The sequence below is a fragment of the Planosporangium thailandense genome, from assembly GCF_011947195.1.
Taxonomy (GTDB): Bacteria; Actinomycetota; Actinomycetes; order Mycobacteriales; family Micromonosporaceae; genus Planosporangium; species Planosporangium thailandense.
Map to the genome: position 1 here is coordinate 1 of NZ_JAATVY010000012.1, position 25703 is coordinate 25703.

The 25703-nt window shown below is 70.6% G+C and carries 28 protein-coding genes; 19 read left to right on the top strand and 9 right to left on the bottom strand.

Features of this window, described 5'->3' with window-relative positions; genetic code table 11:
- The 3 genes from HC031_RS17360 to HC031_RS17370 form a co-directional block, all read left to right on the top strand.
- The coding region (locus HC031_RS17360) for a YeeE/YedE thiosulfate transporter family protein (protein WP_167926387.1) at window positions 1-298 on the top strand (298 nt) is incomplete at its 5' end.
- 147 nt (window positions 299-445) lie between these two features.
- Window positions 446-1678, top strand: a complete 1233-nt coding sequence (locus HC031_RS17365) for an FAD-dependent monooxygenase (protein WP_167926388.1) — start codon at window positions 446-448, stop codon at window positions 1676-1678.
- A gap of 35 nt (window positions 1679-1713) precedes the next feature.
- Window positions 1714-1965, top strand: a complete 252-nt coding sequence (locus HC031_RS17370; protein ID WP_167926389.1) for an acyl carrier protein — start codon at window positions 1714-1716, stop codon at window positions 1963-1965.
- On the opposite strand, the gene HC031_RS17375 is transcribed toward HC031_RS17370, so the two are convergent.
- Window positions 1925-2653, bottom strand: a complete 729-nt coding sequence (locus HC031_RS17375) for a TetR/AcrR family transcriptional regulator C-terminal domain-containing protein (RefSeq protein WP_167926390.1) — start codon at window positions 2651-2653, stop codon at window positions 1925-1927. The genes HC031_RS17370 and HC031_RS17375 overlap by 41 nt on opposite strands.
- 181 nt (window positions 2654-2834) lie before the next feature.
- On the opposite strand from HC031_RS17375, the gene HC031_RS17380 reads away from it, so the two are divergent.
- Window positions 2835-3491 carry a DUF2306 domain-containing protein gene (locus HC031_RS17380; RefSeq protein WP_338090720.1) on the top strand — a complete coding sequence of 219 codons (657 nt, stop codon included), beginning with the start codon at window positions 2835-2837 and terminating at the stop codon, window positions 3489-3491.
- A gap of 81 nt (window positions 3492-3572) precedes the next feature.
- Here the strand turns inward: HC031_RS17380 and HC031_RS17385 are convergent, their stop codons facing one another.
- On the bottom strand, window positions 3573-4013 hold the full coding sequence (locus tag HC031_RS17385) for a cupin domain-containing protein (RefSeq protein WP_338090708.1): 441 nt from the start codon (window positions 4011-4013) through the stop codon (window positions 3573-3575).
- 395 nt (window positions 4014-4408) lie between these two features.
- On the opposite strand from HC031_RS17385, the gene HC031_RS17390 reads away from it, so the two are divergent.
- The 3 genes from HC031_RS17390 to HC031_RS17400 all read left to right on the top strand — a co-directional run bounded on the left by HC031_RS17390 (window position 4409) and on the right by HC031_RS17400 (window position 6400).
- Window positions 4409-4789 (top strand): SHOCT domain-containing protein, encoded by a 381-nt coding sequence (locus HC031_RS17390; protein WP_167926391.1) that lies wholly within the window; start codon window positions 4409-4411, stop codon window positions 4787-4789.
- Between the two features lie 239 nt (window positions 4790-5028).
- Window positions 5029-6165 (top strand): AI-2E family transporter, encoded by a 1137-nt coding sequence (locus HC031_RS17395; protein WP_167926392.1) that lies wholly within the window; start codon window positions 5029-5031, stop codon window positions 6163-6165.
- A gap of 37 nt (window positions 6166-6202) precedes the next feature.
- Complete coding sequence (locus HC031_RS17400; protein ID WP_167926386.1) at window positions 6203-6400, top strand: hypothetical protein; 198 nt, start codon at window positions 6203-6205, stop codon at window positions 6398-6400.
- A gap of 63 nt (window positions 6401-6463) precedes the next feature.
- On the opposite strand, the gene HC031_RS17405 is transcribed toward HC031_RS17400, so the two are convergent.
- Both HC031_RS17405 and HC031_RS17410 read right to left on the bottom strand, forming a co-directional pair.
- Window positions 6464-6982, bottom strand: a complete 519-nt coding sequence (locus HC031_RS17405) for a type II toxin-antitoxin system RelE family toxin (RefSeq protein WP_167926393.1) — start codon at window positions 6980-6982, stop codon at window positions 6464-6466.
- 3 nt (window positions 6983-6985) lie between these two features.
- Window positions 6986-7294: a type II toxin-antitoxin system Phd/YefM family antitoxin gene (locus HC031_RS17410; RefSeq protein WP_167926394.1), complete on the bottom strand. Its 309-nt coding sequence runs from the start codon at window positions 7292-7294 to the stop codon at window positions 6986-6988.
- A 246-nt stretch (window positions 7295-7540) separates the two neighbouring features.
- On the opposite strand from HC031_RS17410, the gene HC031_RS17415 reads away from it, so the two are divergent.
- A complete protein-coding gene (locus HC031_RS17415) occupies window positions 7541-8155 on the top strand; it encodes an SHOCT domain-containing protein (RefSeq protein ID WP_167926395.1) in 615 nt (204 codons plus the stop codon).
- Between the two features lie 287 nt (window positions 8156-8442).
- Here HC031_RS17415 and HC031_RS17420 read toward each other — a convergent pair whose 3' ends face one another.
- Entirely contained in the window at window positions 8443-9816 is a 1374-nt protein-coding gene (locus HC031_RS17420) for an NsdA family TPR-like regulatory protein (RefSeq protein ID WP_167926396.1), read from the bottom strand.
- A gap of 316 nt (window positions 9817-10132) precedes the next feature.
- Between HC031_RS17420 and HC031_RS17425 the strand changes: the two genes are divergently transcribed.
- Window positions 10133-10339, top strand: coding sequence for a hypothetical protein (locus HC031_RS17425; RefSeq protein WP_167926397.1), 207 nt, complete (start codon window positions 10133-10135; stop codon window positions 10337-10339).
- Window positions 10336-10533 carry a hypothetical protein gene (locus tag HC031_RS17430; protein ID WP_167926398.1) on the top strand — a complete coding sequence of 66 codons (198 nt, stop codon included), beginning with the start codon at window positions 10336-10338 and terminating at the stop codon, window positions 10531-10533. Before HC031_RS17425 ends, HC031_RS17430 begins: the two co-directional genes overlap by 4 nt.
- Window positions 10534-10557: 24 nt before the next feature.
- Here the strand turns inward: HC031_RS17430 and msrA are convergent, their stop codons facing one another.
- The gene (gene msrA / locus HC031_RS17435; RefSeq protein ID WP_167926399.1) at window positions 10558-11223 is read right to left on the bottom strand and encodes a peptide-methionine (S)-S-oxide reductase MsrA; all 666 of its coding nucleotides are present in this window, start codon (window positions 11221-11223) and stop codon (window positions 10558-10560) included.
- Between the two features lie 296 nt (window positions 11224-11519).
- Between msrA and HC031_RS17440 the strand changes: the two genes are divergently transcribed.
- The gene (locus tag HC031_RS17440; RefSeq protein ID WP_167926400.1) at window positions 11520-13148 is read left to right on the top strand and encodes an alkaline phosphatase D family protein; all 1629 of its coding nucleotides are present in this window, start codon (window positions 11520-11522) and stop codon (window positions 13146-13148) included.
- Between the two features lie 6 nt (window positions 13149-13154).
- Here HC031_RS17440 and HC031_RS17445 read toward each other — a convergent pair whose 3' ends face one another.
- Window positions 13155-13565 carry an HIT domain-containing protein gene (locus tag HC031_RS17445; protein WP_167926401.1) on the bottom strand — a complete coding sequence of 137 codons (411 nt, stop codon included), beginning with the start codon at window positions 13563-13565 and terminating at the stop codon, window positions 13155-13157.
- Between the two features lie 33 nt (window positions 13566-13598).
- Here HC031_RS17445 and HC031_RS17450 point away from each other — a divergent pair, with 33 nt between their 5' ends.
- From HC031_RS17450 to ilvA, 4 genes are all read left to right on the top strand, one after another.
- Entirely contained in the window at window positions 13599-14756 is a 1158-nt protein-coding gene (locus HC031_RS17450; RefSeq protein WP_167926402.1) for a cystathionine gamma-synthase, read from the top strand.
- A 29-nt stretch (window positions 14757-14785) separates the two neighbouring features.
- Window positions 14786-16186: an amidase gene (locus tag HC031_RS17455; RefSeq protein WP_167926403.1), complete on the top strand. Its 1401-nt coding sequence runs from the start codon at window positions 14786-14788 to the stop codon at window positions 16184-16186.
- Window positions 16183-16974 carry a hypothetical protein gene (locus HC031_RS17460; RefSeq protein ID WP_167926404.1) on the top strand — a complete coding sequence of 264 codons (792 nt, stop codon included), beginning with the start codon at window positions 16183-16185 and terminating at the stop codon, window positions 16972-16974. The genes HC031_RS17455 and HC031_RS17460 overlap by 4 nt, the downstream gene beginning before the upstream one ends.
- Before the next feature lie 88 nt (window positions 16975-17062).
- Window positions 17063-18289, top strand: a complete 1227-nt coding sequence (ilvA, locus tag HC031_RS17465; RefSeq protein ID WP_167926553.1) for a threonine ammonia-lyase — start codon at window positions 17063-17065, stop codon at window positions 18287-18289.
- Between the two features lie 37 nt (window positions 18290-18326).
- Here ilvA and greA read toward each other — a convergent pair whose 3' ends face one another.
- Both greA and HC031_RS17475 read right to left on the bottom strand, forming a co-directional pair.
- The gene (gene greA / locus HC031_RS17470; RefSeq protein WP_167926554.1) at window positions 18327-18821 is read right to left on the bottom strand and encodes a transcription elongation factor GreA; all 495 of its coding nucleotides are present in this window, start codon (window positions 18819-18821) and stop codon (window positions 18327-18329) included.
- A gap of 122 nt (window positions 18822-18943) precedes the next feature.
- Window positions 18944-19339 (bottom strand): DUF4307 domain-containing protein, encoded by a 396-nt coding sequence (locus HC031_RS17475; protein ID WP_167926405.1) that lies wholly within the window; start codon window positions 19337-19339, stop codon window positions 18944-18946.
- 199 nt (window positions 19340-19538) lie between these two features.
- Between HC031_RS17475 and mca the strand changes: the two genes are divergently transcribed.
- The 4 genes from mca to HC031_RS17495 all read left to right on the top strand — a co-directional run bounded on the left by mca (window position 19539) and on the right by HC031_RS17495 (window position 25661).
- Entirely contained in the window at window positions 19539-20417 is an 879-nt protein-coding gene (gene mca / locus HC031_RS17480) for a mycothiol conjugate amidase Mca (RefSeq protein ID WP_167926406.1), read from the top strand.
- Between the two features lie 33 nt (window positions 20418-20450).
- Entirely contained in the window at window positions 20451-20711 is a 261-nt protein-coding gene (locus HC031_RS17485) for a hypothetical protein (protein ID WP_240942634.1), read from the top strand.
- Window positions 20712-21084: 373 nt separating this feature from the next.
- The gene (locus tag HC031_RS17490; RefSeq protein WP_167926407.1) at window positions 21085-23595 is read left to right on the top strand and encodes a putative bifunctional diguanylate cyclase/phosphodiesterase; all 2511 of its coding nucleotides are present in this window, start codon (window positions 21085-21087) and stop codon (window positions 23593-23595) included.
- Window positions 23596-23672: 77 nt separating this feature from the next.
- On the top strand, window positions 23673-25661 hold the full coding sequence (locus HC031_RS17495; protein WP_167926408.1) for a thioredoxin domain-containing protein: 1989 nt from the start codon (window positions 23673-23675) through the stop codon (window positions 25659-25661).
- The last annotated feature ends 42 nt before the right edge of the window (window positions 25662-25703 follow it).

The following is a 25703-nucleotide window of genomic DNA, read 5'->3' on the forward strand; positions in this document are numbered from 1 at the left end:
TGACCTGCGCATGCTGTTCGCGTTCGCCGGTGCCGTGGCGATCATCGTCGTCGCCTTCGCCGTACTGCGGGTCCGCCGTACGCCAGTACGGATCCACGCCGGCGTGATACCCGGCGCGGTGCTGTTCGGCACCGGCTGGGCGATCTCGGGTGGCTGCCCGGCGATCCCGATCGTGCAGGTCGCCAGCGGATACCTTCCCGCCTTCGTCACGATCGCCGGCATCGTCGTCGGCACGCGGCTCTGCCGCTGGGCCAACACGAAGTACTTCCACCTCGACACCGGATCCTGCGGGCGGTAGTCGCCAGGAGGGTGACCTGACGAGCCGGCTGCACCGTCTCGACGGTACGCGCTGTGTCGGGGCGCTCGAGACCGTTTCGGTGGCCTGCCGGCGGGTAGGCAACGAAGCCTTCAGGATCCTCACCGTCACCGGTGGAAGGTGAACGCGGTGGCTGGAGCCGGCCTGCGGGTGGCGATCATCGGCGCCGGAATCGGGGGGCTGTCCCTCGCCTTGGCGCTGCGGGAGCGCGGTCTGGCCGCGGAGGTGTTCGAGCAGGCATCCGAGTTGACCGAGATCGGCGCCGCGATCGCACTTTCCGCCAACGCCACGCGCGAGTACGTCCGGCTCGGTCTACTCGACGAACTGGCCGAGGTGTCCACGGTTCCGACACAGTTGATCTACCGGCACTGGCGGGACGGTGGCCGCGTCGCAGCTCACCCCATCGGCGACGGCGACTGGTACCGCAAGCGGTTCGGCGCGCCGTACTTCGGAGTTCACCGCGCAGACCTGCAGCGGATCCTCAGCGCCGCCTTCGGGGTGGTCGACCTGCACCTGGGGTGCCGGCTGGTCGACCTCGTCGAGCGGGACGACGGCGTCGGGCTCGAATTCGCCAATGGCCGAGCCGATCACGCCGACCTTGTCGTCGGCGCGGACGGTGTGCGTTCCACGGTCCGCCGGTGGGTGACCGGAACCGACGACGCCGTCTACTCCGGAACCAGCGCCTTCCGCGGCCTCGTACCGGTGGAGAACCTGCCTTCCCTCCCTGACCCGCGGGCCATGCAGTTCTGGATGGGGTCCGACGCGCACCTGCTGCACTACGCCATCGGCGGCGGCACGGAGATGGTCAACTTCCTCGCGGTCGTCGAGGCGCCCCGAATCTGGCCGCACGACGGCACCGTGGCCGGCGTACAGGAGGATGTCCCGGTCGCGACCTTCCGTGGCTGGCACCCCGCGGTGACCGAAATGGTCAAAGCTGCGTCCAGCCCGGTCCGGTGGGGACTGTTCATCGTCCGTCCCCTGCTGCGGTGGTACCGCGGCCGGGTGGTCATCCTCGGCGACGCCGCCCACGGCATGCTGCCCCACCACGGGCAGGGCGCGAACACGTCCGTCGAGGATGCCTTCGCGCTCGCCGGGCTGCTTGTCGGGGCCCGGCCTGACGACCTCGATCCGGTGTTCGCCCGGTACCAGGCCCTGCGGCGGGCTCGTACCCGCGCGATCCAACACAGCTCCCGGGTCACCAGCTCCCTGCTTCACCTGCCCGAAGGGCCGGCGGCCCGGATGCGGAACGCCAAGGTGGCCAACGTGGCCGACGACTTCGGCTGGATCCACGAGTACGACGTGCAGGAGGCGCTCCGGAAGGCCGGACACGTCCCGGTCGAACTCGCGGGAAGCCGGCGGTGACAGCTCGGCTTCCGATCACGAGCAGGAGGCGACTCATGTCACCGGACGACGTACTCACCGGCGTCGCGGAGGTCGTCGCCACCGTCGCTCATACCGACCCTGGGGACCTGACTCCACAGACGTCCTTCGCCCACGACCTCGGTCTCGACTCGCTTGCGATGGCTGGACTCATCGTCGCCGCCGAGGACCGGTTCGGCGTGGTCGTCGCGGATGACGCGTGGTCAGGGCTCCACACGGTGTCCGACCTCACCCGGTACCTCCGGCAGGCGATGGTCGCACCCGCATGAGTGCCGACCTCCACCCCTGCTGGTGAAGCTTTTCGAAGCCGTCGAGCAGCAGGTCGAGCGCGAACTCGAACTCGAACTGGTCGTCACAGCCCTGACCCACGACCGACCCCTCGTCATGGGCGGGACCCATCGCTATCTCCGCGATGTGGGGATACCTGCCCGCCAGCTCGCGGAACGCCGCCGCCTGCGCCTCCGGGTCGGCGGGTAGCGGTGAACCGGGGAACAGTTCCTGGGTGAATCCCCATACGCGACTGCCGAGTGCGTGCATCACGTGGTGGGTCAGGTCGACGGAGAAGCCGCCGGCCCGGAACATGCCGACGACCGAGTTCAGGTAGTCCAGCACGACCAGGGTGGGTCGGGGGCGGGACTCGATGACGCGCGACGCCCACGGGTGGCGCAGCAGCGCCCGCCGGGCCGAGAGGATGCGCTGGCGGATCGCGGTCTTCCAGTCGGTACCCCCGACCGGTGGGTCGATCTCGCCGACGACGACGTCGACCATGCCGTCGAGGAGCTCTTCCTTGTTGGCCACGTGCTTGTAGAGCGCCATCGGCACGACGCCCAGCTCCTGGGCGAGGCTGCGCATGCTCAGCGATTCGATCCCGATGTCGTCGGCGAGCGCGACGGCGGCGCGCAGCACGCGGTCCCGGTTGAGCGGGGCCCGGCGTGCACCGGCTACCTGCTGGACCACGTCGACCGCCTTTCCTGCGAACGGTTGCGGATCGGTACCCGTCCTTGACGGTGTACGCCGTACACCCTACTCTGACTCGTGCGGTGTACGGCGTACACCTTGGCTGTCGGCCAGGCCGGCCGATGGCTGCACGGGAAGAAGGGATCCTGCCGTGACCTCCTCCGCCAAGCGCGATTGGCTGGTGCCAGTCGGGCTGATCATGCTCAGCGTCGTACCCGTGATGGCCGGTGCCGCCCGGGTCACCCAGCTCACCGGTGGTGCGACCGTCACCCCGGAGAACGCCCGGTTCTTCGCCTCACCGGTGCCCGTCCTGGTGCACATCTTCAGCGTCACCCCGTACTCCCTGCTGGGGGCGCTGCAGTTCGCCCGTGGCTTCCGCCGCCGCAGACCCGGCTGGCACCGCCTCGCCGGACGGCTGCTGGTCCTCTGCGGGCTCGGCGCGGCGCTGTCGGGCCTGTGGATGACGGCGTTCTATCCGCGGCCTCCCGCCGACGACGTGCTCCTCACCGGCTTCCGTTTCGTCTTCGGCGCAGCCATGGTCGCCTGCATCGTCCTCGGCTTCACCGCTGTCCGGCGTCGGGACATCGCCGGCCACCGCGCCTGGATGGCCCGCGCCTACGCGATCGGTCTGGGCGCGGGTACCCAGGTCCTGACCCACCTGCCCTGGATGTTGCTGGTCGGCCAGCCGAGCGGGCTTCCGCGGGCGATGATGATGCTGGCCGGCTGGGTGATCAACCTTGCGGTGGTGGAATGGGCGCTGCGCAGGCGGCCGACCAGGTCAACCCGGACGCTCGGGGGTCCCGCCGACGCTCGCGTAGGGGTTCTCGCCGGCCGATGAAGGCGACGTGCCTTGTTCCGAGCGGTGTTCAGCGCGGGTGCGAGCTGGCTGTCGGGGTTTGCGCCTGGCACCGCCGACAGATCAGCCCAGTTCGGGGCAGCCGGGGTCAGCCGCGTCGTCGGACAGCGGGGCACCCTTCGGGTCCACGTAGAGGACATCGAGGACCAGCGGCGTCTTGCCGAGGTTCACACCCCGGTGGACATGTTCGGCACCGCTCTCCTCAACGATCAGCTGACCGGTCCGGTAGGTGTCAACCGTCGTGCAGTCAGCCATCTCGTGGGTCAGGGTGCCCGACCTGATCACGCCGTAGAGCGTGCCTTCGTGCGTGTGCCATCCGGTCGTGCCACCAGGTTGAACCGTGATCTCCCGGAGGATGTAGTCGGTGTCACCGATGGTCTTTCGGTAAATGATGGTGCCGGTCACGCCGGCCGGCGGGGTGGCCATCGCCGCCGTCGGGGCCAGCAGAACGACTCCCAGCGCCGCCGCCGCGGCAAGGGTCAGCTTCCGTGCTGGATGCGTCACTGCCGGATCCTTTCCGGGGAGGCAGCTGAAGCCCGCCAACGAACACGGACATGCGTCGGGAAATTACCCCTTCCGTCCGGCGAGCGACATCACTACTGCGCATATGTGAACAGCGGCTCCACGGTGCGCCGCGACGGGGACTTCTCGTTGGGCTGTCAGCGCTCCGCTTCTCATCTGGTGCCAGCGGATCGTGCCCGAGTTGCCAACACCTCGCGCGTCACCGGCAGGGAGGAACGGGCGCCGGGCGGCCAACGACCTTCGAAGCCACCCGCGCGGGAGGGCTCGCGGAACGCGATCCCACCCGTTGCGGGTGTGGTGGGGTGACCGCAGGGCGAATGACGCTTTCTACAGATACACCCGCGTGATGCGGAACTGCCGAATGGGAGGACAGGCAGATGAATTACCCGTTGTTGGATGCGTTCTTGACGATGCTGTGGTTCTTCCTGTGGGTCCTCTGGATCTTCCTGGTGGGTTCGATCATCGTTGACATCTTCCGTAGTCCCGATCTCGGTGGCTGGGCCAAGGCTGGCTGGACGTTCCTCGTCATCGTGCTTCCACTTGTCGGTGTGCTCGCCTACCTGATCGCGCGCGGCGGGAAGATGCACGAGCGGCAGGTCCGCGCGGCTCAGATCGAGGAGCAGAGGGCCCGCTCCTACATCAGGGAGGCGGCCGGAGGCGGAAACGCCGCCGAGCTGAAGACGCTCACCGAGCTGAAGGACCGGGGCGTGATCAACATGGCCGAGTACGAGCGGGAGAAGGCGAAGATCCTCAGCTGACCCGCGTCCGGAGGTGTTTCGAACGACCCGGTCGAGCGGGGCGCAGAGCGGGCAGGTCCCTGGCGGGTCTGTCCGCTCACGCTCCGCACGCTGATGTGCCGGAGCTTCTCGGCGGCGGAATCATCTGCGCGAGCCTGCCGTGCGGTGGGGTCTCGCCTCGACTGCCGCTAGAGACACGAACGCCGTGACGTGCGGCCACGGCGAGTCGGAAGGATATGGCCGATCAGTTGGTGGTGACGATGTTTACCTACCAAGATCACGCTCCGCCACGGGGGCTTTCGGACCGGCTCCGCGCGGCCGGCTGGCTGGCCTGGTCGCTCATCGGCGTGGGGCTGCTGGTCGCGGGCCTGATCGTCCTGGTCATGGTGCTGCGACCGATCGTGCTGGCGTTGCTGGTCGCCCTGTTTCTGGCCACCGTTTTCCTACCGGTCGTCGACGCCCTGGCCGGGCATGGCGTGCCCCGTGCGCTCGGCTCCGTCGTCGCCCTGCTGATCGTGATCGGGGTGGGCGCCGGCGCGGTCGTGCTGGTCGTGTGGGGGGTGGTGAGCCAGTGGGGGGAGATCAGCCTGAGTCTGAACAAAGCCGTCGGTAGGGTGCACGACATCCTCGCCTCCGCGGGCGGGAACGGCGGCGTGGCCGAGGCTGGCCAGCGATCCGTGCAGCGCTCGTCGGGCACCCTGCTGGCAGGTCTCGCCCCGGCGCTGGGCAACCTGCTTGGCGCCGGCGTAAACGTCCTGCTCGGCCTGTTCATCGCGCTGTTCGTCTGCTTCTTCCTGCTCAAGGACGGCCACGCCATGGCGCCCCGCTTCGCCCGGTGGATTCCGCTGCCCGAGCACCTGAGCCGGCAGTTGCTCGGCCAGTCGGCGATCGCGATCCGGCGCTACTTCGTCGGGCTGACCCTGCTCGGCGCGGTCAACGCCGTCGCGGTCGCGATCGGCGCGTTGATCCTGCGCGTACCGCTGGTGGGCGCGATCGCGGTGATCACCTTGCTCGGCACGTACGTGCCGTACCTCGGCGCCGCGGTCGCGTCCGTATTCACGGTGCTGATCGCGCTGGGCGCCGGTGGGCGGACCACCGCCCTGTGGATGATCCTGGTCGTCATCGTCGCCAACACCCTGCTGCAGAACCTCGTCAGCCCGTTCGCCTTCGGTGCGGCGCTCCAGCTCAGCGCGCCGGTGGTGCTGCTCAGCGCCATGCTGGGCGGCGCCATCGCGGGAGTCGCCGGGCTGACGCTCGCGACCCCGGTGGCCGCGATCGTCAAACGCAGCGTCGACGTGCTCAGGCAGCCGCAGCGGCTGGCGGACGAAGCCGACCTGCCACCGCCGGCAGGGCCGACATCGGCCGGTCATCCGGCCGATTCCGATCCGGAGCGGTGACCGGCAAGGAGCACGGCCGGCCGCGGCGGCTCGGGCCGTGAGCGGTGGCGAGGACGACGTGAACTTCCTGACGCTCCTGCCCATGGCCGTGGTCATGGTCGCCGGCCCGCAGTTCGTGAGCGCCGTGTTTCTGGCCCCCGTACAGTCCCGGCTCCGCGACTGGATGAACAGGTACTCGTGGGTCATCAACGAGGTGGTGATCCTGTTCTTCGCCGTCGTCACCGTCGCCGGATAAGCCCGTCCAGCCGATCGCACAGCACGTACTGCTGGTGGTTGTCATGTCGCTCGGGTCATATTTCTAATTGGGCTTGGATATGAAAGCGGCCCATAGGTCAACAGCCTGTTGGAGGTCCAAGGCGGCGACTTCCTCCCGTGGCATGCCGACAGTGAAGATGAGTCTGTCTGCGAGCCAGTCGGGTACGGGCTCTCTGGGGGTGACTTCCGCGGCGATGACGCCGCCTGCCCTGCGTCCGAGCTGCTCGACCACTCGGGCGAGCTTCACGAGGTCGGGACGGGTCGCGCCGGCCGCCCTGATGCGCGCAGCCGCCTCGGCGTAAACCTCGGCGTCGGCCCGCGCTCCGACGGCCCATACCTCGCAGATTTCTACCGACTTGTCGTCGGTGATGCGGTAGACGATGCGCCAGGTGTTACGGCCTACGACGAGTTTGCGGAAGCCGGTCAGTTCGCCGCCGAGCGGATAACCGGCCTCAGGATTGTCTTCGAGCAGGAGAACCTTCTTCAGCACCTTCGGGACCGCATCGGGGCCGATCCGCCTCAGGTCGTCGATAGCCGCTTCCGTGAAGTTGATCTCGGCCATCGGTCACTCGTCGTCTGGCAGTGCGGCCAACGACTCGCGAGTGTGCCCGAATGCCTTCAAGACGTCATCGAGTGGAGTGCGCACGCCGGTGTCCGTCGCCGTCCGGGCGAGTGCAAGAGCGAGATCGCGAAGGTCTGCCGCTGCCTCTTCGATTTCGTTGAGGCGTTGCATGCTCACTACTGCCGCCACTGCTTCATTCCGCCGCGTGACGACAACTTCGGACCCGCGCTCGGCGTCGGCGACGAGTCCGGCGACCCCTCGCTGTGTGGCCTCGGTGACGCTGACCCGGTGGGCGTCATGAAGGATGGTCATGCCAGTAACTGTACAGAAAGGTATACAGAATAGCGAGAGGTGAGCGGCCGGTCGGATCCGTCAGGTGCGTGTCGTCGCGGCGACCGCGATCGGACAGTTCAGTCCGTTCGGGGTTGTTCGCTTCAGCAAAACAAAGCGAACCGAACAACTTTCGGTGCATCTTGTTGGAGTGCGATCGATCGCCGTCGGTGCGCCGTCGCGGTCGTCGCTGGGGCCGCCGCCTATCCTGATCGAGTCCGTAAGGCCTTGATTGCCTCCGACGCCGACCCACGCGCATATGCGGCCCTAAAGCCCATCGCCTCGACGTTGCCCTACGTCGCCACAGGGGTCACGGCCATTGCGGCGATGATCTTGCTAGGTGTGGCGGCCTCCGTATGGGCGGGGCAGTTCGCAGGGCGGATCGTCGACTGGGTCGCGGCAGGTCTGCCCTTGACGTGCAACGTCTGCGGGCTGGGCCAGGCGGGCACGCCCGCATTCAGCGGCATCGCCTACGTGTCCGCCTTTAGCCGGGACGCCGCTGGAACTCATACGTTCGCTCAACGCCTGCCAGCGGCGTACCCGCCGGCCTACCGCTACCTCAGCGCCGGCTTCGTGTGCTTTGCGATGCTCGCCTTAGCCGTTGTCATCGTGCTGTTAGCACGTCCCTCCGCGAACCGCTTCTTCCGTCCGGCCACGCAGTCGGTAGCTGTACCGGTCTTCTACTATCCGGATGCCTCGCAATGGTTGCCGAATACTGAGGCAACTCAGCCGACGGCCGAGCAGCAGTCGCAACTATCGGTCCTGGTCCGACGGCATCAACGCGGCGAGTTAACAGACGAGGAGTTCGGCGCAGCTCGCCAGAGGCTATTAGGTGGCTCCTGATTGGTTACTGGTCGTCGATCCCAGGCGCCGCTGCTTCATGGTGCATGACGTGTCCGGGTGACAGCAACGCTGACAGCAACCGACGCTGCCAACCTCGATCCTGCGCGGTCATAACCAGAAGGTTCGCCGCATCTCGTCGTTGGTGAAGGGAGGGGCAGACCGCGCTCCGCTGGTCTAAGGAGTCAGCGCGCCGCTCGCGTTCGGCCTGCTGGCGACGCTGGGGCACGAGTATCGATCGGCGCGGCGGCGAGTGTTGGCGCTGGAGCGACGATGTCGGATGCCGACGGCTATGAGCCGAGGCCTGATCCCCTGTCGCTGAGGTCGAGTACCGCCGCGGCCTGGTCCTCGAATTCGTCAACGGCCGAGTTTCCCCGGTACGACTGAAGCGCTCGCCGTACGACCTTGATGCGATCAGTGCTGCGGGCGCTGGTGGTGCTCGCCGACAGGTGCAGCGCCCGAAGCGCCGTCGCGGCCGCCTCCTCGGCGTTCCCGTTGTCCGCGTGGGCCTCGGCCAGCCACGACAGGTACAGCGCCTTCTCGCGGGCGTGGCTGTCGTCGTACCGCCGCACCGCCTGGTCGAGCAGGGCGATCGCCTTCTTCGGCTGCTTCAGTTCGGTGAGGCAACGGCCGGCCATGACGTCGATCTCGTCCTGGTTGAGCCAGTACACCCAGACCGGATCGTTGTCCGGCTGGCTGTCTGCGAACGTTTCGTCGACCTGGGCCAGTGTTCGGATGGTTGCCTGTGTATCGCCGAAGCGAGCGTTGGCCCAGGCGAGGCGTTCCAGGAGCAGGGCACGTGCCGTCGGGGTCGCGGTCTTCTCGGCTCCGTGGTACGCGGTGCAGGCGAGCAGCACGGCGTCAGGGCGGTCGCCGACGTTGGCGACCTGGTAGGCCAGCGAGGACAGCAGGTTCGCGGCGAGCGGCTTGTCGTCGGCCGCGTGGGCAGCCGATACCCCGCCGAGGTAGTACCGCGCCGCGAGGTCGTACAGGCCGGCGTCGCTGGCGACCCACCCGGCGAGCTGGCAGAGTTCACCGACCGCACCGAGGAGAAGCCGGCCCGTCTTCTCGGTGTAGGAGGCACCGCGCACCATTGCGAGGGTCACACGCAGCTCACGGCGGACGAGGTCGTGCATGTCGCCGCCACCGAGGAAGTCGTCCATCCGTCGCAGAGCGTCGGTGCGCTCGACAACTACCTCGGCCAGGCGTGTGCCGATCCGACGTCCGGCCCTGGTCTCGACGAGCTGTGGCGGGTCGACGACGCGCCACTCTTGCGACAGCGTGAGCGCGGTACCTGGCGTCAACTCCCGCTCGTCGGTGAGGAACTCGGCCAGTGCATCGGCTTTCCTGTGGTCCCACTGGTCGGCCAGTAGCGACGGCGGCACCGCGAGCGCGGGGGAGTGGTCGGTACTCGATGCCGGGTCGTGCTCCGCTCCCAGGATCAGTTCGAACCTCGCGCGTACCTCGTCACCGCTGCGCGTGAGGGCGGTGTCCAGTAGCGCCTGCATCGTCGGACGGAGGCACACATCCTCGCCACGCGCCTGCCACTTGGTCACCGTGCGCACGCCGACGCCGAGGAGTTCGGCGAAGTCGCGGATGCTCAGGCGCAGCGCGGCTCGCAACGCGCTGGCCTCGCGGCCGGTCCATACGCGTACAGCGGTCATCGCGACGACTTCTCCCGCGCGGCATCAGGTGCCTCCAGCGTAGTGGTCAGACGGCCACGCAAGTGCACCGTTGGGGCCACGCCAGGCCATAACCCATCATCGATCAAAACGACAGGATGAGATCAGGCGCGGGTGCTGGGCACCGGATGTCGGCGACCCGTCGTGAAGTTCCACCCCGCCCGTCTCGGTGCCACACCAACCGATCTCGCACTGGGGGACCGCTGTGACGTCCAATCCCGGCAGTCGGTGGGTCCGGACTGGCGATGTCGTCCGGATCCCGCAGGCGCACTACTGCTACGGCCATGGTCCGCTGACCATGCGGGTCAGCACGGTCGGTGCCGACATCCGCCGCTATCCGGGGCTGGAATGGGTTCGGCTGTGCGGCGTGGAGCTGCGCCCGGACGGCAGCGACGGCAACGGCCGCGACGTGCTCGTTCGTGTCGCCGCGCTTCGTCGCCAGCCGCTACCCGAGGACCCGCCACGGCGTCACCCCGACCCCGACCGAACGGAGCCGTCGGCATGACCACGGGCACCGGTGAAGGTGGGACTCGCCTGCCGTCGACAGCCGAGGAGCGCTACCACGCCGTGGTGCGCTACCTCGCGCAGCTGCTGTGGGCCGCCGGAGCGGCCGACGAGGCGATCACGGTCCTGTCAGCCCTTCTCGCCAAGGTCTCGGACCAGCCGCGGGAAGCCGCGCCGGACGACCGGAGCGGGTAGTCCGGCGTCCGGCGCGTGAGGGCCTCAGCTGCTCGTGGACTTGGCGACCCCGATCGGGCAGCTCAGTCCGTTCGGGCCGTGGTTGCAGTACCCGTTCGGGTTCTTGGCGTCGGACAGGTACTGCTGGTGGTAGTCCTCGGCGTAGTAGAACGGGCCCGCCTTCGCGATCTCGGCGGTGATCTCGCCGTACCCGGCGTCCTTCACCACAGGCGCGAACGCGTCCCGGGACGCCAGGGCCTCGGCCAGCTGCTCGTCGGTGGTGGCGTAGACCGCCGAGCGGTACTGCGTACCGATGTCGTTGCCCTGTCGCATGCCCTGGGTCGGGTCGTGGTTCTCCCAGAAGACCTTCAGTAGCTGCTGGTACGACACGACCGACGGGTCGAAGACGACCTGGACCGCCTCGGTGTGGCCGGTCAGGCCCGTGCAGGTCTCCTCGTACGTCGGGTTGGGGGTGATGCCGCCCGCGTAGCCGACCGAGGTCGAGTAGACGCCCGGGATCTTCCAGAACAGCCGCTCGGCTCCCCAGAAGCAGCCCATCCCGAAGATCGCGACCTGGTGGCCGGCCGGCCAGGGTCCGGTCAGGGGAGTGCCCAGCACCGTGTGGCGCCCGGAGACCGGCATGGCCGAGTCCCGGCCGGGCAGCGCCTCCTCCGGCGTGGGCAGGTCGAGCTTCTTGCGGCGCAGAAACACGGTCGGGCTCCTTTCGTGGCGGGGCCGGGAGGGGCGTGGCCTCTGTCGAGGATCCGCATCTCGCCCGGTTCAAGCATGCCGCGCCGGTATCACGCACGCCGCGCCGGCGTCCAGGTGTGCCGGCGGCAACCGGACGATGTGTGCCGGCGGAAACCGGACGGTGCATACCGCAGGCAACCGGACGATCAACGTTACGCCGTGCGCGGGTTACCGCCGTCGGGCTGACGTGAGAACTTTTCGCCAACCTTCGATAAGGGGGTATTCATAAGGGTTACCGACTTGGTAAACCATCGAGCATGGTGAATACCTCTCTCGAGCGGCGCACCCTGCTCAAAGCTGCGGGAACCGCTGCCGGCGCCGCCGCCGTGCTCACCCCGTTGGGTCTGGCCAGCCCGGCACACGCCGCGACCACCGTCTTCCAGCACGGCGTCGCGTCCGGGGACCCGTTGCCCGACGGCATCCTGCTGTGGACCAGGGTGACCCCGACCGACGAGTCCCGCCCCGGTTCCGGCCTCGGGCCGGTTGTGGCCGTGGAGTGGCACGTCGCCACCGACCCCGGCTTCGCCGCGGTCGTACGGTCCGGCACGGTCTCCACCGGCCCCGACCGCGACCACACCGTCAAGATCGATGTCACCGGCCTGCGGCCGGCGACCACGTACTACTACCGGTTCCGGTACGGCGCCACGACCTCGCCGGTCGGGCGTACCCACACCGCTCCCGCCTACGACACCGACCTCGCGCATCTGCGCCTCGGCGTCGTCTCGTGCGCCAACTGGGAGGCTGGCTACTTCTCGGCCTACCGCCACCTCGCTGCCCGGGGGGACCTGGACGCGGTGGTCCACCTCGGTGACTACATCTACGAGTACAAGACCGGGGAGTTCGCCGCCGCCGGCAGGGTGGTCCGGCCGCACCAGCCCGCCAACGAGATCATTACCTTGCGGGACTACCGGATCCGGCACGCCACCTACAAGACCGACCCCGACCTGCAGGCGCTGCACGCGCTCGTACCGTGGATCATCACGTGGGACGACCACGAGTTCGCCAACGACGCGTGGTCGGGCGGGGCGCAGAACCACGACCCGGCCACCGAGGGAAGCTGGGCCGATCGGGTGGCGGCCGCGCACCGGGCGTACGCGGAGTGGATGCCGGTGCGGCTCGGACCGGACGCGCGGATCTACCGGCGGCTGCGCTTCGGCACGCTCGCCGACCTGTCCATGTTGGACCTGCGCAGCTACCGCTCGCAGCAGGCGAGCGGCGTGGCCGTCGACGACCCCAACCGTACGATCACCGGCCACGCGCAGTTGGACTGGCTGCTGTCGGGGCTGGCCACGTCGACGACGCGCTGGAAGCTCGTCGGCAACCCGGTCATGATCTCGCGGCTGGACTTCGGGACCCTGCCCGCGTGGTCGCTGGGGCCGCTCGCCACGCTGCTCGGCATTCCGAGCAACGGCTACACCGTCAATCCCGACGACTGGGACGGCTACAACGCCGACCGCGAACACCTGGTCAACTTCCTGCGTGCCAACCGGGTCTCGAACGTCGTGTTCCTCACCGGCGACATCCACAGCTCCTGGGCCAGCGAGCTGACCACCAGGACGACCGTACAGTCACCCACCGCAGTCGAGTTCGTCGTCACCTCGGTGACCAGCGACAACGTCGACGACTTCACGCACACCCCGCCGGACACGCTGTCGCTGGCGATCGCCGGGGTGCTGCGCGCGGCCAACCCCCACGTCAAGTGGGCCGAACTGGACCAGCACGGGTACGGCGTCCTCGACGTCACGCCGGACCGCTGCCGGATGGACTGGTACTTCGTGACCGACCGGACGAAGGCCGACGCGGGCGCGTACCTGGCCAGGTCGTTCTCGGTGGACAACGGCGTGGCCCGGCTGCACGAGGAGGTGGCCCGGCTGCACGAGGAGTAGGCCCGATCAGAGGGCGGCGGCGATCCGCGCGGCGTACTCGGACGCCTCCGAATCGGAGGCGTACCTGGTGCGGGGCCAGAAGAAGCCGCGCAGCCCGTCGCCCTTGGTCCGGGGTACGACGTGGGTGTGCAGGTGGGGAACCGACTGCGACACCTTGTTGTTGATCGCCACGAACGAGCCGCCCGCGCCGAGCCCCCGCTCGACCGCGACCGACAGCCGCTGCACGAAGCCGAAGTAGCCACCGAGCGCCGACGCCGGCACATCGGCCAACGTCACGGCATGCTCGCGCGGCACGACGAGCACATGCCCCTTGAACACCGGCCGGGCGTCCAGGAACGCGACCGCCGAGTCCGTACCCGCGACCTGGAAGGCGGGCGTATCGCCGGCCACGATGGCGCAGAAGACGCATCCTGTCACGCGGATCACCGTAGTGGCGGCTAGGGTCATCCCATGACGCACGGCCAACGACAGCCCGGTTTCGACACCCTCGCCATCCACGCCGGTCAGGAGCCCGATCCGCGCACCGGAGCCGTTGTCCCGCCGATCTACCAGACCAGCACGTACGCGCAGGACGCGGTCGGTGATCCGCGGCTGGGGTACGAGTACAGCCGCAGCGGCAATCCCACCCGCGACGCGCTGCAGGAGTGCCTCGCGGCGCTCGAAGGCGGGCGCCGGGCGCTGGCGTTCGCCAGTGGCCTCGCGGCCGAGGACACGCTGCTGCGCACCGTCTGCCGGCCCGGCGACCACGTGGTGATCCCCGGTGACGCGTACGGCGGGACGTACCGGCTGTTCGCCCGCGTGGCCCAGCGCTGGGGCCTGGAGTTCACCCCGGCCGACCTCTCCGACATCGACGCCACCCGGGCCGCCATCACGCCGCGTACCCGGATCATCTGGGCCGAGACGCCGACCAATCCGCTGCTGGGCATCGCCGACATCGCCGCCCTCGCCGGCGTCGCGCACGACCACGACGCCCTGCTCGTCGTCGACAACACGTTCGCCTCGCCGTACCTGCAGCAGCCGCTCGCGCACGGCGCCGACGTCGTGGTGCACTCGACCACCAAGTACGTCGGCGGCCACTCCGACGTCGTCGGCGGCGCGCTCGTCGTCGGCGATTCGGCGCTCGGTGAGGAGCTCGCCTACCACCAGAACGCCATGGGCGCCGTCAACGGGCCGTTCGACGCCTGGCTCACCCTCCGTGGGATCAAGACCCTGGGGATACGCATGGAGCGGCACTGCGACAACGCCGAGCGCGTCGCCGAGTTCCTGCTGGGGCACCCGCAGGTCAGCCAGGTGCTCTACCCGGGCCTGCCGGAGCACCCCGGACACGACGTCGCGACCAAGCAGATGCGGCGCTTCGGGGGCATGATTAGCTTCCGGGCCGCCGGTGGTGAGGCGGCCGCGCTTGCGATCTGCAACCGGGCGAGACTGTTCACTCTCGGAGAGTCGCTGGGCGGCGTCGAGTCGCTCATCGAGCACCCGGGCCGGATGACCCACGCCAGCGCCGCAGGGTCGCCGCTCGAAGTGCCGGCCGACCTGGTGCGGCTGTCCGTGGGCATCGAGACGGCTGACGATCTGCTGGCCGACCTGGAACAGGCTCTCGCTCGTTAAGTCAGTCAGCGTTCGAGATGGGAGGCGGGATGCTCGGCCAGGCCGGTACGTGGGTGGGCGCCACCGCGCGGCAGATCGCGCGTGCGGTACGCCGGGGTGACACGTCAGCGACGGCGGTGATCGCTGACCATCTCGACCACATCCAGCATTACGACCGCATCGTGCACGCGTTCCGGCAGGTCCGGGCGGCCGAGGCGCTCGCGGAGGCCGAGGCCGTCGACGAGCAGCCGGAGCTGGGTAACCTGCCGCTGGCCGGGGTACCGATCGCGGTCAAGGAGAACACGCCCGTCGTCGGCGTGCGGACCTGGCACGGCTCCGAGGCGGCGGCCGGCCCGGTGGCCGAGCGCGACCACGAGGTCGTACGCCGGCTGCGGGGCGCCGGCGCCATCGTCGTCGGCACGACGCGCATGCCGGAGCTCGGCCTGTTCGCCTCCACCGACGACGACAGCGCGACCACCCGCAACCCGTGGCGTACCGACCGTACTCCCGGCGGATCCAGCGGCGGCGCGGCCGCGGCGGTCGCCGCCGGCCTGGTGCCGATCGCGCACGGCAACGACGGCCTGGGCTCGATCCGTATCCCGGCGGCCTGCTGCGGCCTGGTCGGCATCAAACCCGGGCGGGGCGTGGTGCCCGCCGGGATCGGCGCGACCGACTGGTTCGGCCTGGCCGAGCACGGGATTCTCGCCACGACCGTCTCCGATGCCGCGCTGGGCTTCGCGGTGCTGGCCGGGCGGGCGCCTGAACGGCTGGTCGAGCCGGACCGGCTGCGGGTCGCGGTGTCGCTGCGGTCGCCCGTCGCCGGCGTCTTCCCGGACGCCGACGCCTGCCGGTCGACCGGATCGATCGCGCGGCTGCTGGTGCGGCTGGGACACGACGCGGTGCGCGCCGACCCGGCGTACCCGGTGTCGCTGGGCCTGCGCGGGATCGCCACCTGGTTCGCCGCCGCCTACCGGGACGCCGCGGAGACCGGGATCGACATGTACGCGCTGCAGCCGCGCACCCGCCGCCACGCCGCGCTGGGCGCGCGGGCGGTACAGGCCGGCCTCGTACGCGAGGACGATCGCGCCGCCTGCCGGGAGCGCTACCGCGACTGGTTCGCCGACGGCCGCTTCGACGTGCTGCTCACCCCGGCGCTGGCCACCGCGCCGCCGGTCGCCACCGACTGGCACAACCGTTCGTGGCAGGCCAACATGATCTCGTCGCTGCGGTACGCGCCGTACTCGGCGCCGTGGAACATCGCGGGCTTCCCGGGCGTCGTCGTGCCGGCCGGCGTGCGGGCCGACGGGCTGCCCACCGCGGTCCAGCTCATCGGGCGTCCCGGCAGCGAGCTGACCCTGCTCGCCGTGGCCGGGCAGATCGAGGCGGCCGCGCCCTGGCGGCGGCACGCGCCGGGCTGGCCGCGGGCCAGGCAGCGCAGCCGGGTGGCATGACCGGCGAGGCAGCGCAGCCGGGTGGCATGACCGGCGAGGCAGCGCAGCCGGGTGGCATGACCGGCGAGGCAGCGCAGCCGGGTGGCATGACCGGCGGGACGAGCGCGGTGCCCCCGTTGGTCGGCCTGGCCGCTGGCCGGCCCGGCCAGGTGCGGCCGGTGTCCGGACTGGCCACCACCGCGATGGTGGCGATGGCCACGGCGGCGCTGACGGATCTGCTCTGGGCGTTCACGCCGCTCGCGGCGGTGTGGTCGGTGCACGAGGCGGCCGACCGCGGCGGCCAACTGCCCGCCGCCGTGCTCATCGCCAGCCACGGAAGCGTCCTCGCGCTGATGGCCGTGACACACGCAACCGCCTGGGTCTTCCTGGCCGTCTGGCTCCTTCGTACCGCCGCCAACGCGCGGGTTCTGGGCCTGGCCCGGCCCTCGACCGGTCTGCAGGCATCGGCCTGGCTCGTACCCGTGTTCGCCGCCTCCGCGGTGGCCCGCGCCAGCCGGTGCCGGCGGCACCGGGCGCTGGTCTGGTCATGGTGGTCGGCCTGGCTGGTCGGCGTGGCCGCGCTGGTGGCGGGCACCGTGCTGACCTGGCCGGCGGAGCTGCGCGGCATCCTGGCCAGGGTGTTCGACGGGGCCACCGTCGATGTGGACCGGGCCGGCCTGCTGCTGGGCTACCAGATCGCCGGCCGCCTGCCGGGTGCCGTGCTGCTACTGGCGGCCGCGGCGCTGGGCGCGGTGGCGGTCGACCGGGTGACCAGGGCCCAGTACCAACGGTTCGACGAACTGCGCTGACTGTGAGCCGGCTGCCGACATTCTGTGGGTGCCGGGAGGGCTCGGCGTGCCGGGCGAGGCGGCGAATGGCACGATCAGGCACATGACCATGGCACCCGAGTTGGTGGCGCTCCACGACATCGAAGCCGCGCGAAAACTGCTCGACGGCGTCATCCGCGTCACCCCACTCGAGCCGTGCCGGCCACTGCAGGCGAAGCTCGGCGGCCCGGCCTGGCTGAAGTGCGAGCACCTGCAGCGGGCCGGTTCGTTCAAGATCCGCGGGGCGTACGTGCGGATCGCCCGGCTCTCCGACACCGAGCGGGCCCGGGGTGTCGTGGCGGCCAGCGCCGGCAACCACGCGCAGGGCGTGGCGCTCGCCGCCGGCCTGATGAACACCGACTCGACGGTGTTCATGCCCATCGGTGCTCCGCTGCCGAAGATCGCTGCGACCAAGGGCTACGGCGCCGAGGTCCGGCTCGTCGGCAACACCGTCGACGAGTCGCTGGCGGCGGCCCAGGAGTACGCGGAGGCCAGCGGGGCGGTGTTCATCCACCCGTTCGACCATCCCGACGTCATCGCCGGTCAGGGCACCCTCGCGCTGGAACTGCTGGAGCAGTGCCCGGACGTACGCACGATTGTGGTCGGCATCGGTGGCGGCGGGCTGATCGCGGGGGTGGCGGTGGCGGTCAAGGCGCTGCGGCCCGACGTACGGGTCATCGGGGTGCAGGCCGCCGGCGCGGCAGCGTTCCCGGCGTCGCTGGCCGCCGGGCGGCCGGTGCGGCTGCCGACGTTCGCGACGATCGCCGACGGTATCGCGGTCGGCTGTCCCGGCGACGTCACCTTCGACCACGTCAGCAAGCTGGTCGACCAGGTCGTCACGGTGACCGACGAGGACATCTCGCGGGCCCTGCTCATGCTGATGGAGCGCGGCAAGCAGGTGGTGGAGCCCGCGGGCGCGGTCGCGGTGGCGGCGCTGCTGGCCGGCGTCGTGCCCGTCGTGACGCCCACGGTGGCCGTACTGTCCGGCGGCAACATCGATCCGCTGCTGATGTTGCGGCTCATCGAGCACGGGCTGGCCGCCGCCGGCCGGTACCTGACGTTCACGGTGCGCTGCGGTGACCGGCCGGGGCAGCTCGCGAGCCTGCTCGGCCTGATCGCCGAGGGTGGCGCCAACGTCGTGGACGTCGAGCACCGCCGCCACGACCCGCGGTTGCGGCTGGGAGAGGTGGAGGTCGCGCTCTCGGTGGAGACCCGCGGCGCGGAGCACTCCGACCGGTTGGTCAGCGCGCTGCGCGCCGCGGGCTACACGGTCACGTTCACCGGCTCGCTGGCGTAACTGGCCGGCCGGGGGGGCCGACCGGGTCGCCCGGGCGTCAGCCGGCGAAGGCCTCGAAGGAGACGACGGTGACCTTGACCTCCGCGCCGCTCGGCGCGGTGTACGTCACGGTGTCGCCGGCGTGGGCGCCGAGGATCGCCTTGCCGAGCGCCGACTCCGGGCTGTACACGGTCAGGTCGGTGGTCGAGGCGATCTCGCGCGACCCGAGCAGGAAGGTCTCGGTGTCGTCCTCGTCGTCGTCGAAGTGGATCGTGACGACCGTGCCCGCGGCGACGGCGTCGGTCTTCGGCGCCTCGCCGACCTTGGCGTCGCGCAGCAGCTGCTGCAGGTACCGGATGCGGCCCTCCTGCTTGCCCTGCTCTTCGCGGGCGGCGTGGTAGCCGCCGTTCTCCCTGAGGTCGCCCTCCTCGCGCCGGGCGTTGATCTCGGCGGCGATGACGGGGCGGTTGGCGATGAGCTCGTCCAGCTCGGCCTTCAGCCGGTCGTACGCATCCTGAGAGAGCCAGGTGGCGTTTTCTCCACGGTCGTTGATCGACACTGAAGATCTCCTCCGATTGCTGCGGCCGACAGGTCAAGACCTACCAAGTTACCAGCGACTCTCATTACTGAGCGTGTAACGATTTGAAACTGGGTCTTGGCCGGTCGGCTGGGTCGTCAGCCGGCGGCGCGGCAGGTCGGCACCTCCGCGCTGACCGGCGTCCCGTTCGTTTTGAGGGCGTAGGTGACGGTGACCGGGTTGCCGGGGGGTACCGGCACGTCGGCCGAGCCGATCTCGGCCCCCGCGCGGTCGCGTGCCCGTACCACGCACACGGCCGGCGCGTCGCTGCGTTTGTGCACCACGAACCGCACCGTGGCGTCGCCGGGGGCGAGCTTGAAGCTCAGCACGTCCGCCTTGAACTCCGGGGAGCCGTAGCGCTGGTAGAGCGCGATCGCGAGCACCAGGCCGATGACCGCCCCGACGACCGCCAGGACCACGGCGCGGCCGCGCCGCGCCGGCCGGACCTCCCGGCGGCGGCCGTACCGCCCGGGCGGGAACGTCGGTCCGTTCACGGTGGCTTCCGTCTCAGGCACGGTCCTCGTCGAATCTGTCGGTGCGGGCGCGTGGCGTCAGTGCGGGCGCGTGGCGTCTGTGCGGGCGCGTGGCGTCAGTGCGGGCGCGCACAATTGGCGGGCCGGGTCGCCGATCGGCGTCGGCGCCCCGTAACAATGGACCGGCTTATTGTCTCAGCAGCGACGGCGAGGAGAACCAGTGGGCGAGCAGTTGCGCCTCATGGCGGTGCACGCACACCCCGACGACGAGTCGAGTAAGGGCGCGGCGACCATGGCGAAGTACGTCGCCGAGGGCGTCGACGTGCTCGTCGTCACGTGTACCGGCGGGGAGCGCGGCAGCGTGCTCAACCCCAAGCTGGACCGGCCGGAGATCTGGGAGCAGATGGCCACCATCCGCCGCGAGGAGATGGAGCGGGCCCGCGAGATCCTCGGCGTACGCCAGGCCTGGCTCGGCTTCGTGGACTCCGGCTTTCCCGAGGGTGACCCGCTGCCCCCGCTGCCCGAGGGCTGCTTCGGGCTCGAGCCGGTGGAGAAGGCCGCGGCGCCGCTGGTCAAGCTGATGCGGGAGTTCCGGCCGCACGTCGTCACCACCTACGACGAGGACGGCGGTTACCCGCACCCCGACCACGTGATGTGCCACAAGGTGTCGGTCGCGGCCTTCGAGGCGGCGGGCGACCCGGCGAGCTACCCCGAGTACGGCGAGCCGTGGCAGCCGCTGAAGTTGTACTACCACATGAGCTTCTCGCTGCCGCGGGTCCGGGCGTTGCACGAGGCCATGCTCGCGGCCGGGCTGGAGTCGCCCTACACGGAGTGGCTGGAGAAGTGGGACCCGGCGCGGGACAAGAGCCACCGGATCACCACCCGGGTGCCCTGCGGGGAGTACTTCGAGGTGCGTGACGACGCGCTCCGCGCGCACGCCACGCAGGTCGACCCCGACGGGTCGTGGTTCCACGTGCCGCTGGAGATCCAGAAGCGGGCGTGGCCGACCGAGGACTACGAACTGACCCGTAGCCTGGTGGAGCAGCGCCTGCCGGAAGACGATCTGTTCGCCGGCATCCGCGGATCCGTGGGGGTGTGAGGCCGGCCGGGTTCCGGGCGTACCGTTTAGGTCATGAACACGCTCACCCTGCTCGCCGACAATCTCGCGCAGAACAATTTCGGCGACACCCAGACCGGTGGACTGGCCGGCCCGATGGGCCTGTTCATCATCCTGGTGCTGATCGTCGGCACGGTGCTGTTGATCCGAAACATGAACAGCAGGCTGCGTCGGCTGCCGAACAAATTCACCTCCGCCGGCCCCTCGGGTGACCGTGCGCCGGGTCGGGTGTCGTCGGCCGCGGAGCCCCACGGCGACGAGCGCCCGCAACCGTAGGTACGTCCGCGGGAACGACCCGCGCAGCGGTACGCGTAAATGCGACTTTTGTCGCTGACCCGGCCCAAAATATCGAGCAAACTGGAATGGTTCCACAGTTTGCTCTAGCCTTCGCCCAGATCGGGTGAGGGAGGGTGGGCATGGCCGGTCGACGACGATCTGTCCCGCGCCCCACCGTCTCCTCCCACCCGGTGAGGCCGTTCGCCCTCCTCGGGCGCGGCGACCTCACCGCCGCGTCTGACCCCGGCGCCGACCCGACGACCGTCCGGGTGAGCCCTGGAATCGGCGAGACCGATGTCCTATCGACGGTCGTCCCGTTAATCTGCACGAGGGAACGCGCGCCAGGACTCCATGGGCGGGAGGGGTGCGGCGTATGACGGCGACGCTGCGTCGAACCGGCAGGACCGTGCCGGCGTTCGCGCTCGCGTTGGCCGGCGCCGGCGCGCTCGTCGGTTCCCACGTCCTGCGCACGGACGTCCCGGCGCTGGCGGTGCCGGCACCCAACCCGGGCTGGCTGGCGGTCGCCGTCGCCCTGGTGGCCGGGGCTCAACTGCCCATGCTGCGGGTACGCGTCGGAGCCGGATCGCTCGGGTTCGCGTGGGGCGAGTCCGCCATCGTGATCCTCTGCGTACTGCTTCCCGCGGCGTGGATCCCGCCGGTGACCCTGGTCGGCGTGGGCCTGGCCCGCGCCATCCAGGCGGTCACCCGGCCCGAGTACCGCAGGCCGGGCACGGCGCTGTGGGGTGCCGCCATGCTGACCCTGGCGGGAAGCGCGTCCGCGCTCGCCGCCAACCTCGTCACGGTCACCTACCGGCAGCCCCTCACCCCCCGGGTGGCGGCGGCGCTGATCCTGGCCGCCGCGGCCTACGCGGCCATCGGGATGGTGATGGTCTCCCGGCAGGTGTCGCACGTGCACGGCGAGCGGTTCGGGCTCGTGCTGCGCCGGGCGAACGCCAGCAAGATGCCGATGATCATCGGCAACGTCGCTGTCGGCCTGCTCGCCGTGGTGCTCTACGAGCTGAACGGGCGCTGGCTGGCCCTGCTGCTGCCGGCGCTGTGGCTGCTGCACCAGGCGTACGGGTACCGGTTGCGCGTCGCCGACGAGCGGCGTAGCTGGCAGACGTTCGCCGACGCGACGCGCCAGCTCAACCGCCTCGACGGGCGCGCCGCGGCGAAGGCGGGGATCCAGGGCGCGCTGCGGCTGCTGGGCGGTGAATGGGCCCGGCTGTCGGTGACCGGGCCCGACGGCCGGGTGTACGCGTACGTCGGCACACCCGACGGCGCCGTCACGGCGTGCGGGCCGGACGAGGGCGAGGAGGCCGGCACGGTGGCCCGCGACCTCGCCGTCGGCGGGATGCGGATCGGGGAGCTGCGGCTGCGGCTGCGCTCGACCACCCGGATGGGGCCGCGGGACCAGCTCGTGTTCGCCGCGTACGCCGACGCTCTCGCCGCGGCGCTGCACGACGCGGTGACCCACCACCAGCTACGCGCCATCGGGGAACGGAGCGTCCGGGAACTGAGTCATGACTCACTCACCGGCCTGGCCAACCGGACCGGTTTCCTCACCGCCGGCGACGCGATGCTGCGGGAACTTCCCGCCGGTACGCCCGTCGCGCTGCTGCTGCTCGACCTCGACCACTTCAAGGACGTCAACGACACGCTCGGCCACGGCGCCGGCGACGTGCTGCTCCAGCTCACCGCCTCCCGGCTGACCGCGACTGTCGGCCACGGCGAGCTGCTGGCCCGCCTGGGCGGCGACGAGCTGGCGCTCCTGCTGCCGCTGCCCGACACCGCCGGCGGCGACCCGTCGGATCGGTCCGCGTCCGGATACCCGGCCCGGCCGGCGTACGCGCTGGCCCGCGCCCGGCAGCTCGCCGAGATCGTCGCCGCGCCGAGCGAAGTGGCCGGCGTCCAGCTGTCGGTCGAGGCCTCCGTGGGGGTCGTCGTGGCGGGCGCCGGCACGCTCGACGTGACCGAGCTGCTGCGCCGCGCCGACGTGGCGATGTACGAGGCCAAGCGCGGCGGTTCCAGCGTCGCCTGGTACGACCCGGCGCGGGACCGGGCCAGCACGGACCGGCTGTCGCTGCTGGCCGAGGTCCGCGAGGCGCTCGCGAGCGACGACCAGTTCACCCTCGTGATGCAGCCGGCGGTGCGGCTCGACGGCGGCGTCGGCGTGACCGGCGTCGAGGCGCTGGTGCGCTGGAACCACCCCCGCCGTGGCGTACTCATGCCCGCCGAGTTCGTCGCCGTCATCGAGCACAGCGAGCTGCTCGGCGACTTCACCCGGTACGTTCTCGACCGGGCGCTCGCCGCCGCGGCGTCCTGGGCGGCCGAGCAGGTCGAGGTTGCCGTCGCGGTCAACCTGTCGCCGCGTAGCCTGCTCGACCGCGCGCTGCCCGGCGATGTCGCCCGGCTGCTCGCCCGGCACGGCGTACCCGCCGAACGGCTCGTCCTGGAGATCACCGAGACCGTGGTGATGAGCGAGCGGGCGGTCATCGACGACGTGCTGGCTTCCCTCCGCGAGATGGGCGTCCAGCTCGCGGTCGACGACTTCGGCACCGGGTACTCGTCGCTGACGTTCCTCACCCGGGTGACGGTCGACGAGGTCAAGATCGATCGGGACTTCGTCCGGCGGATGGTCGAGTCCGCCGAGGTCGGCGCGATCGTGCGGACCACGGTCGACCTCGCCCACCGGCTGGGGCTGCGGGTCATCGCCGAGGGCGTGGAGACCGCCGAGCAGCGGGCCGCGCTGGCGGAGCTGGGGTGCACCGGCGCGCAGGGCTTCTTCTTCTACCCGCCGCTGCCGCCCGAGCGCGTCCTCGAGGTGCTGCGCGAACTGACCACCGCACCGGTCATCCGCCTCCGCCAGGAGGATGCGGGCTGACCTCCACCCGACGGGAGGCGGGTTCCGGCCCGGGTAAGGATGGGACGAGGGGCGGAACGTGAGTGAGGGGTCGGACAATGCCTAACCGGTTGGCCAACGCGACAAGCCCGTACCTGCAACAACACGCCGACAACCCGGTCGACTGGTGGGAGTGGGGCCCGGAGGCGTTCGCCGAGGCGCGCCGCCGCGACGTACCGGTGCTGATCTCGGTCGGGTACGCGGCCTGCCACTGGTGCCACGTCATGGCCCACGAGAGCTTCGACGACGAGGGCGTGGCGGCCGTCGTCAACGCGGCGTGCGTACCGATCAAGGTCGACCGCGAGGAGCGCCCGGACATCGACGCGGTCTACATGACCGCGACCCAGGCGATGACCGGCCAGGGCGGCTGGCCGATGACCGTGTTCGCCACGCCCGACGGCGAACCGTTCTTCTGCGGCACGTACTTCCCGAAGCCCAACTTCGTACGCCTGGTCCAGTCGGTGTCGGAGGCCTGGCGACATAACCGGGACGCCGTCCTGCGGCAGGGCTCCGCCGTCGTCGAGGCGCTCGGGCGGGCCAGCGGGCGGGACCTTCCGGTCGGTCCGATGTCGCCGGCCGTGCTCGACTCCGGCGCCGCGTCGCTGTCGCGCGAGTACGACGCCGAGTACGCCGGGTTCGGCGGCGCTCCCAAGTTCCCGCCGCACATGAACCTGCTGTTCCTGCTGCGCCACCACCAGCGCACCGGCTCGGCACAGGCGCTGGAGATGGTGCGGGGAACGTGCGCGGCGATGGCCCGCGGCGGCATCTACGACCAGCTCGGCGGCGGCTTCGCCCGGTACAGCGTCGACCGCACCTGGACCGTGCCGCACTTCGAGAAGATGCTGTACGACAACGCGCTGCTGCTGCGGGTGTACGCGCACCTGTGGCGGTTGACCGGCGACGAGCTGGCGCTGCGGGTGGCGCGGGAGACCACCGACTTCCTGCTCGCCGAGCTGCGTACGAGCGAGGGCGGGTTCGCCTCCTCGCTGGACGCCGACACCGACGGGGTCGAGGGCCTGACGTACGTGTGGACGCCGGCCCAGCTCATCGACGCGCTCGGCGAGGATGACGGCGCCTGGGCGGCGGAGGTCTTCAACGTCACCCCGGAGGGCACGTTCGAGCACGGTACGAGCGTGCTGCGGCTGCCGGCCGATCCGGACGACCCGCAGCGCTTCGAACGGATACGGGCGCGGCTGCGGGAAGCCCGCGCGGAGCGCCCGCAGCCGGCCCGCGACGACAAGATCGTCGCCGCGTGGAACGGCCTGACGGTGACGGCGCTGGCGGAGTACCTGGCGATCGCGCGGGACCGGGAGTCCAACGCGCTGGCCGTCGAATCGGCCCTCGAGCAGGCGGGCAACGCGCTGGCCGGGCACATCGTCGACGGCCGGCTCCGGCGGGTGTCGCTCGCCGGCGCCGTCGGCGAGCCGGTGGGCGTACTGGAGGACTACGGCGCGGTGGCCGAGGCCTTCTGCGCGCTGCACGAGTACACCGGCGAGGGGCGCTGGCTGGAGCTGGCCGGGCAGCTCGTCGACCACGCGTTGGAGCACTTCGGTGACGGGTCGGGCGGGTTCTACGACACCGCCGACTACGCCGAGCGACTGGTGACCAGGCCGGCGGACCCGACCGACAACGCCACCCCTTCGGGGGCGTCGGCCATCGCGGCGGCGCTGACCGCGTACTCGGCGTTGACCGGGGACAAGCGGTACCGCGACGCGGCCGAACTCGCGCTGACGAAGATCGCTGCGCTCGCGGCGCAGCACGCCCGGTTCGCCGGGTACTCCTGCGCGGTCGGCGAGGCGCTGCTGTCGGGACCGTACGAGATCGCGATCGCCGGGACCGTCGCCGACGCCGAGCCGCTGGTGGCGGCGGCGTGGCGGGCGGCGCCGCCCGGAGCGGTCATCGTCGCCGGCGAGCCCGACGCCCCCGGGGTGCCGCTGCTGGCGGGCCGGCCGCTGCGCGACGGCCGGGCGACGGCGTACGTGTGCCGCGGCTTCGTGTGCGACGCGCCCGTGACCACGGTGGAGGAGTTGGTCGGCAAGCTCTCGTGACCGTCCGTTCGCTACGAGCGAACGCCTCCCCTTCGTATTCGG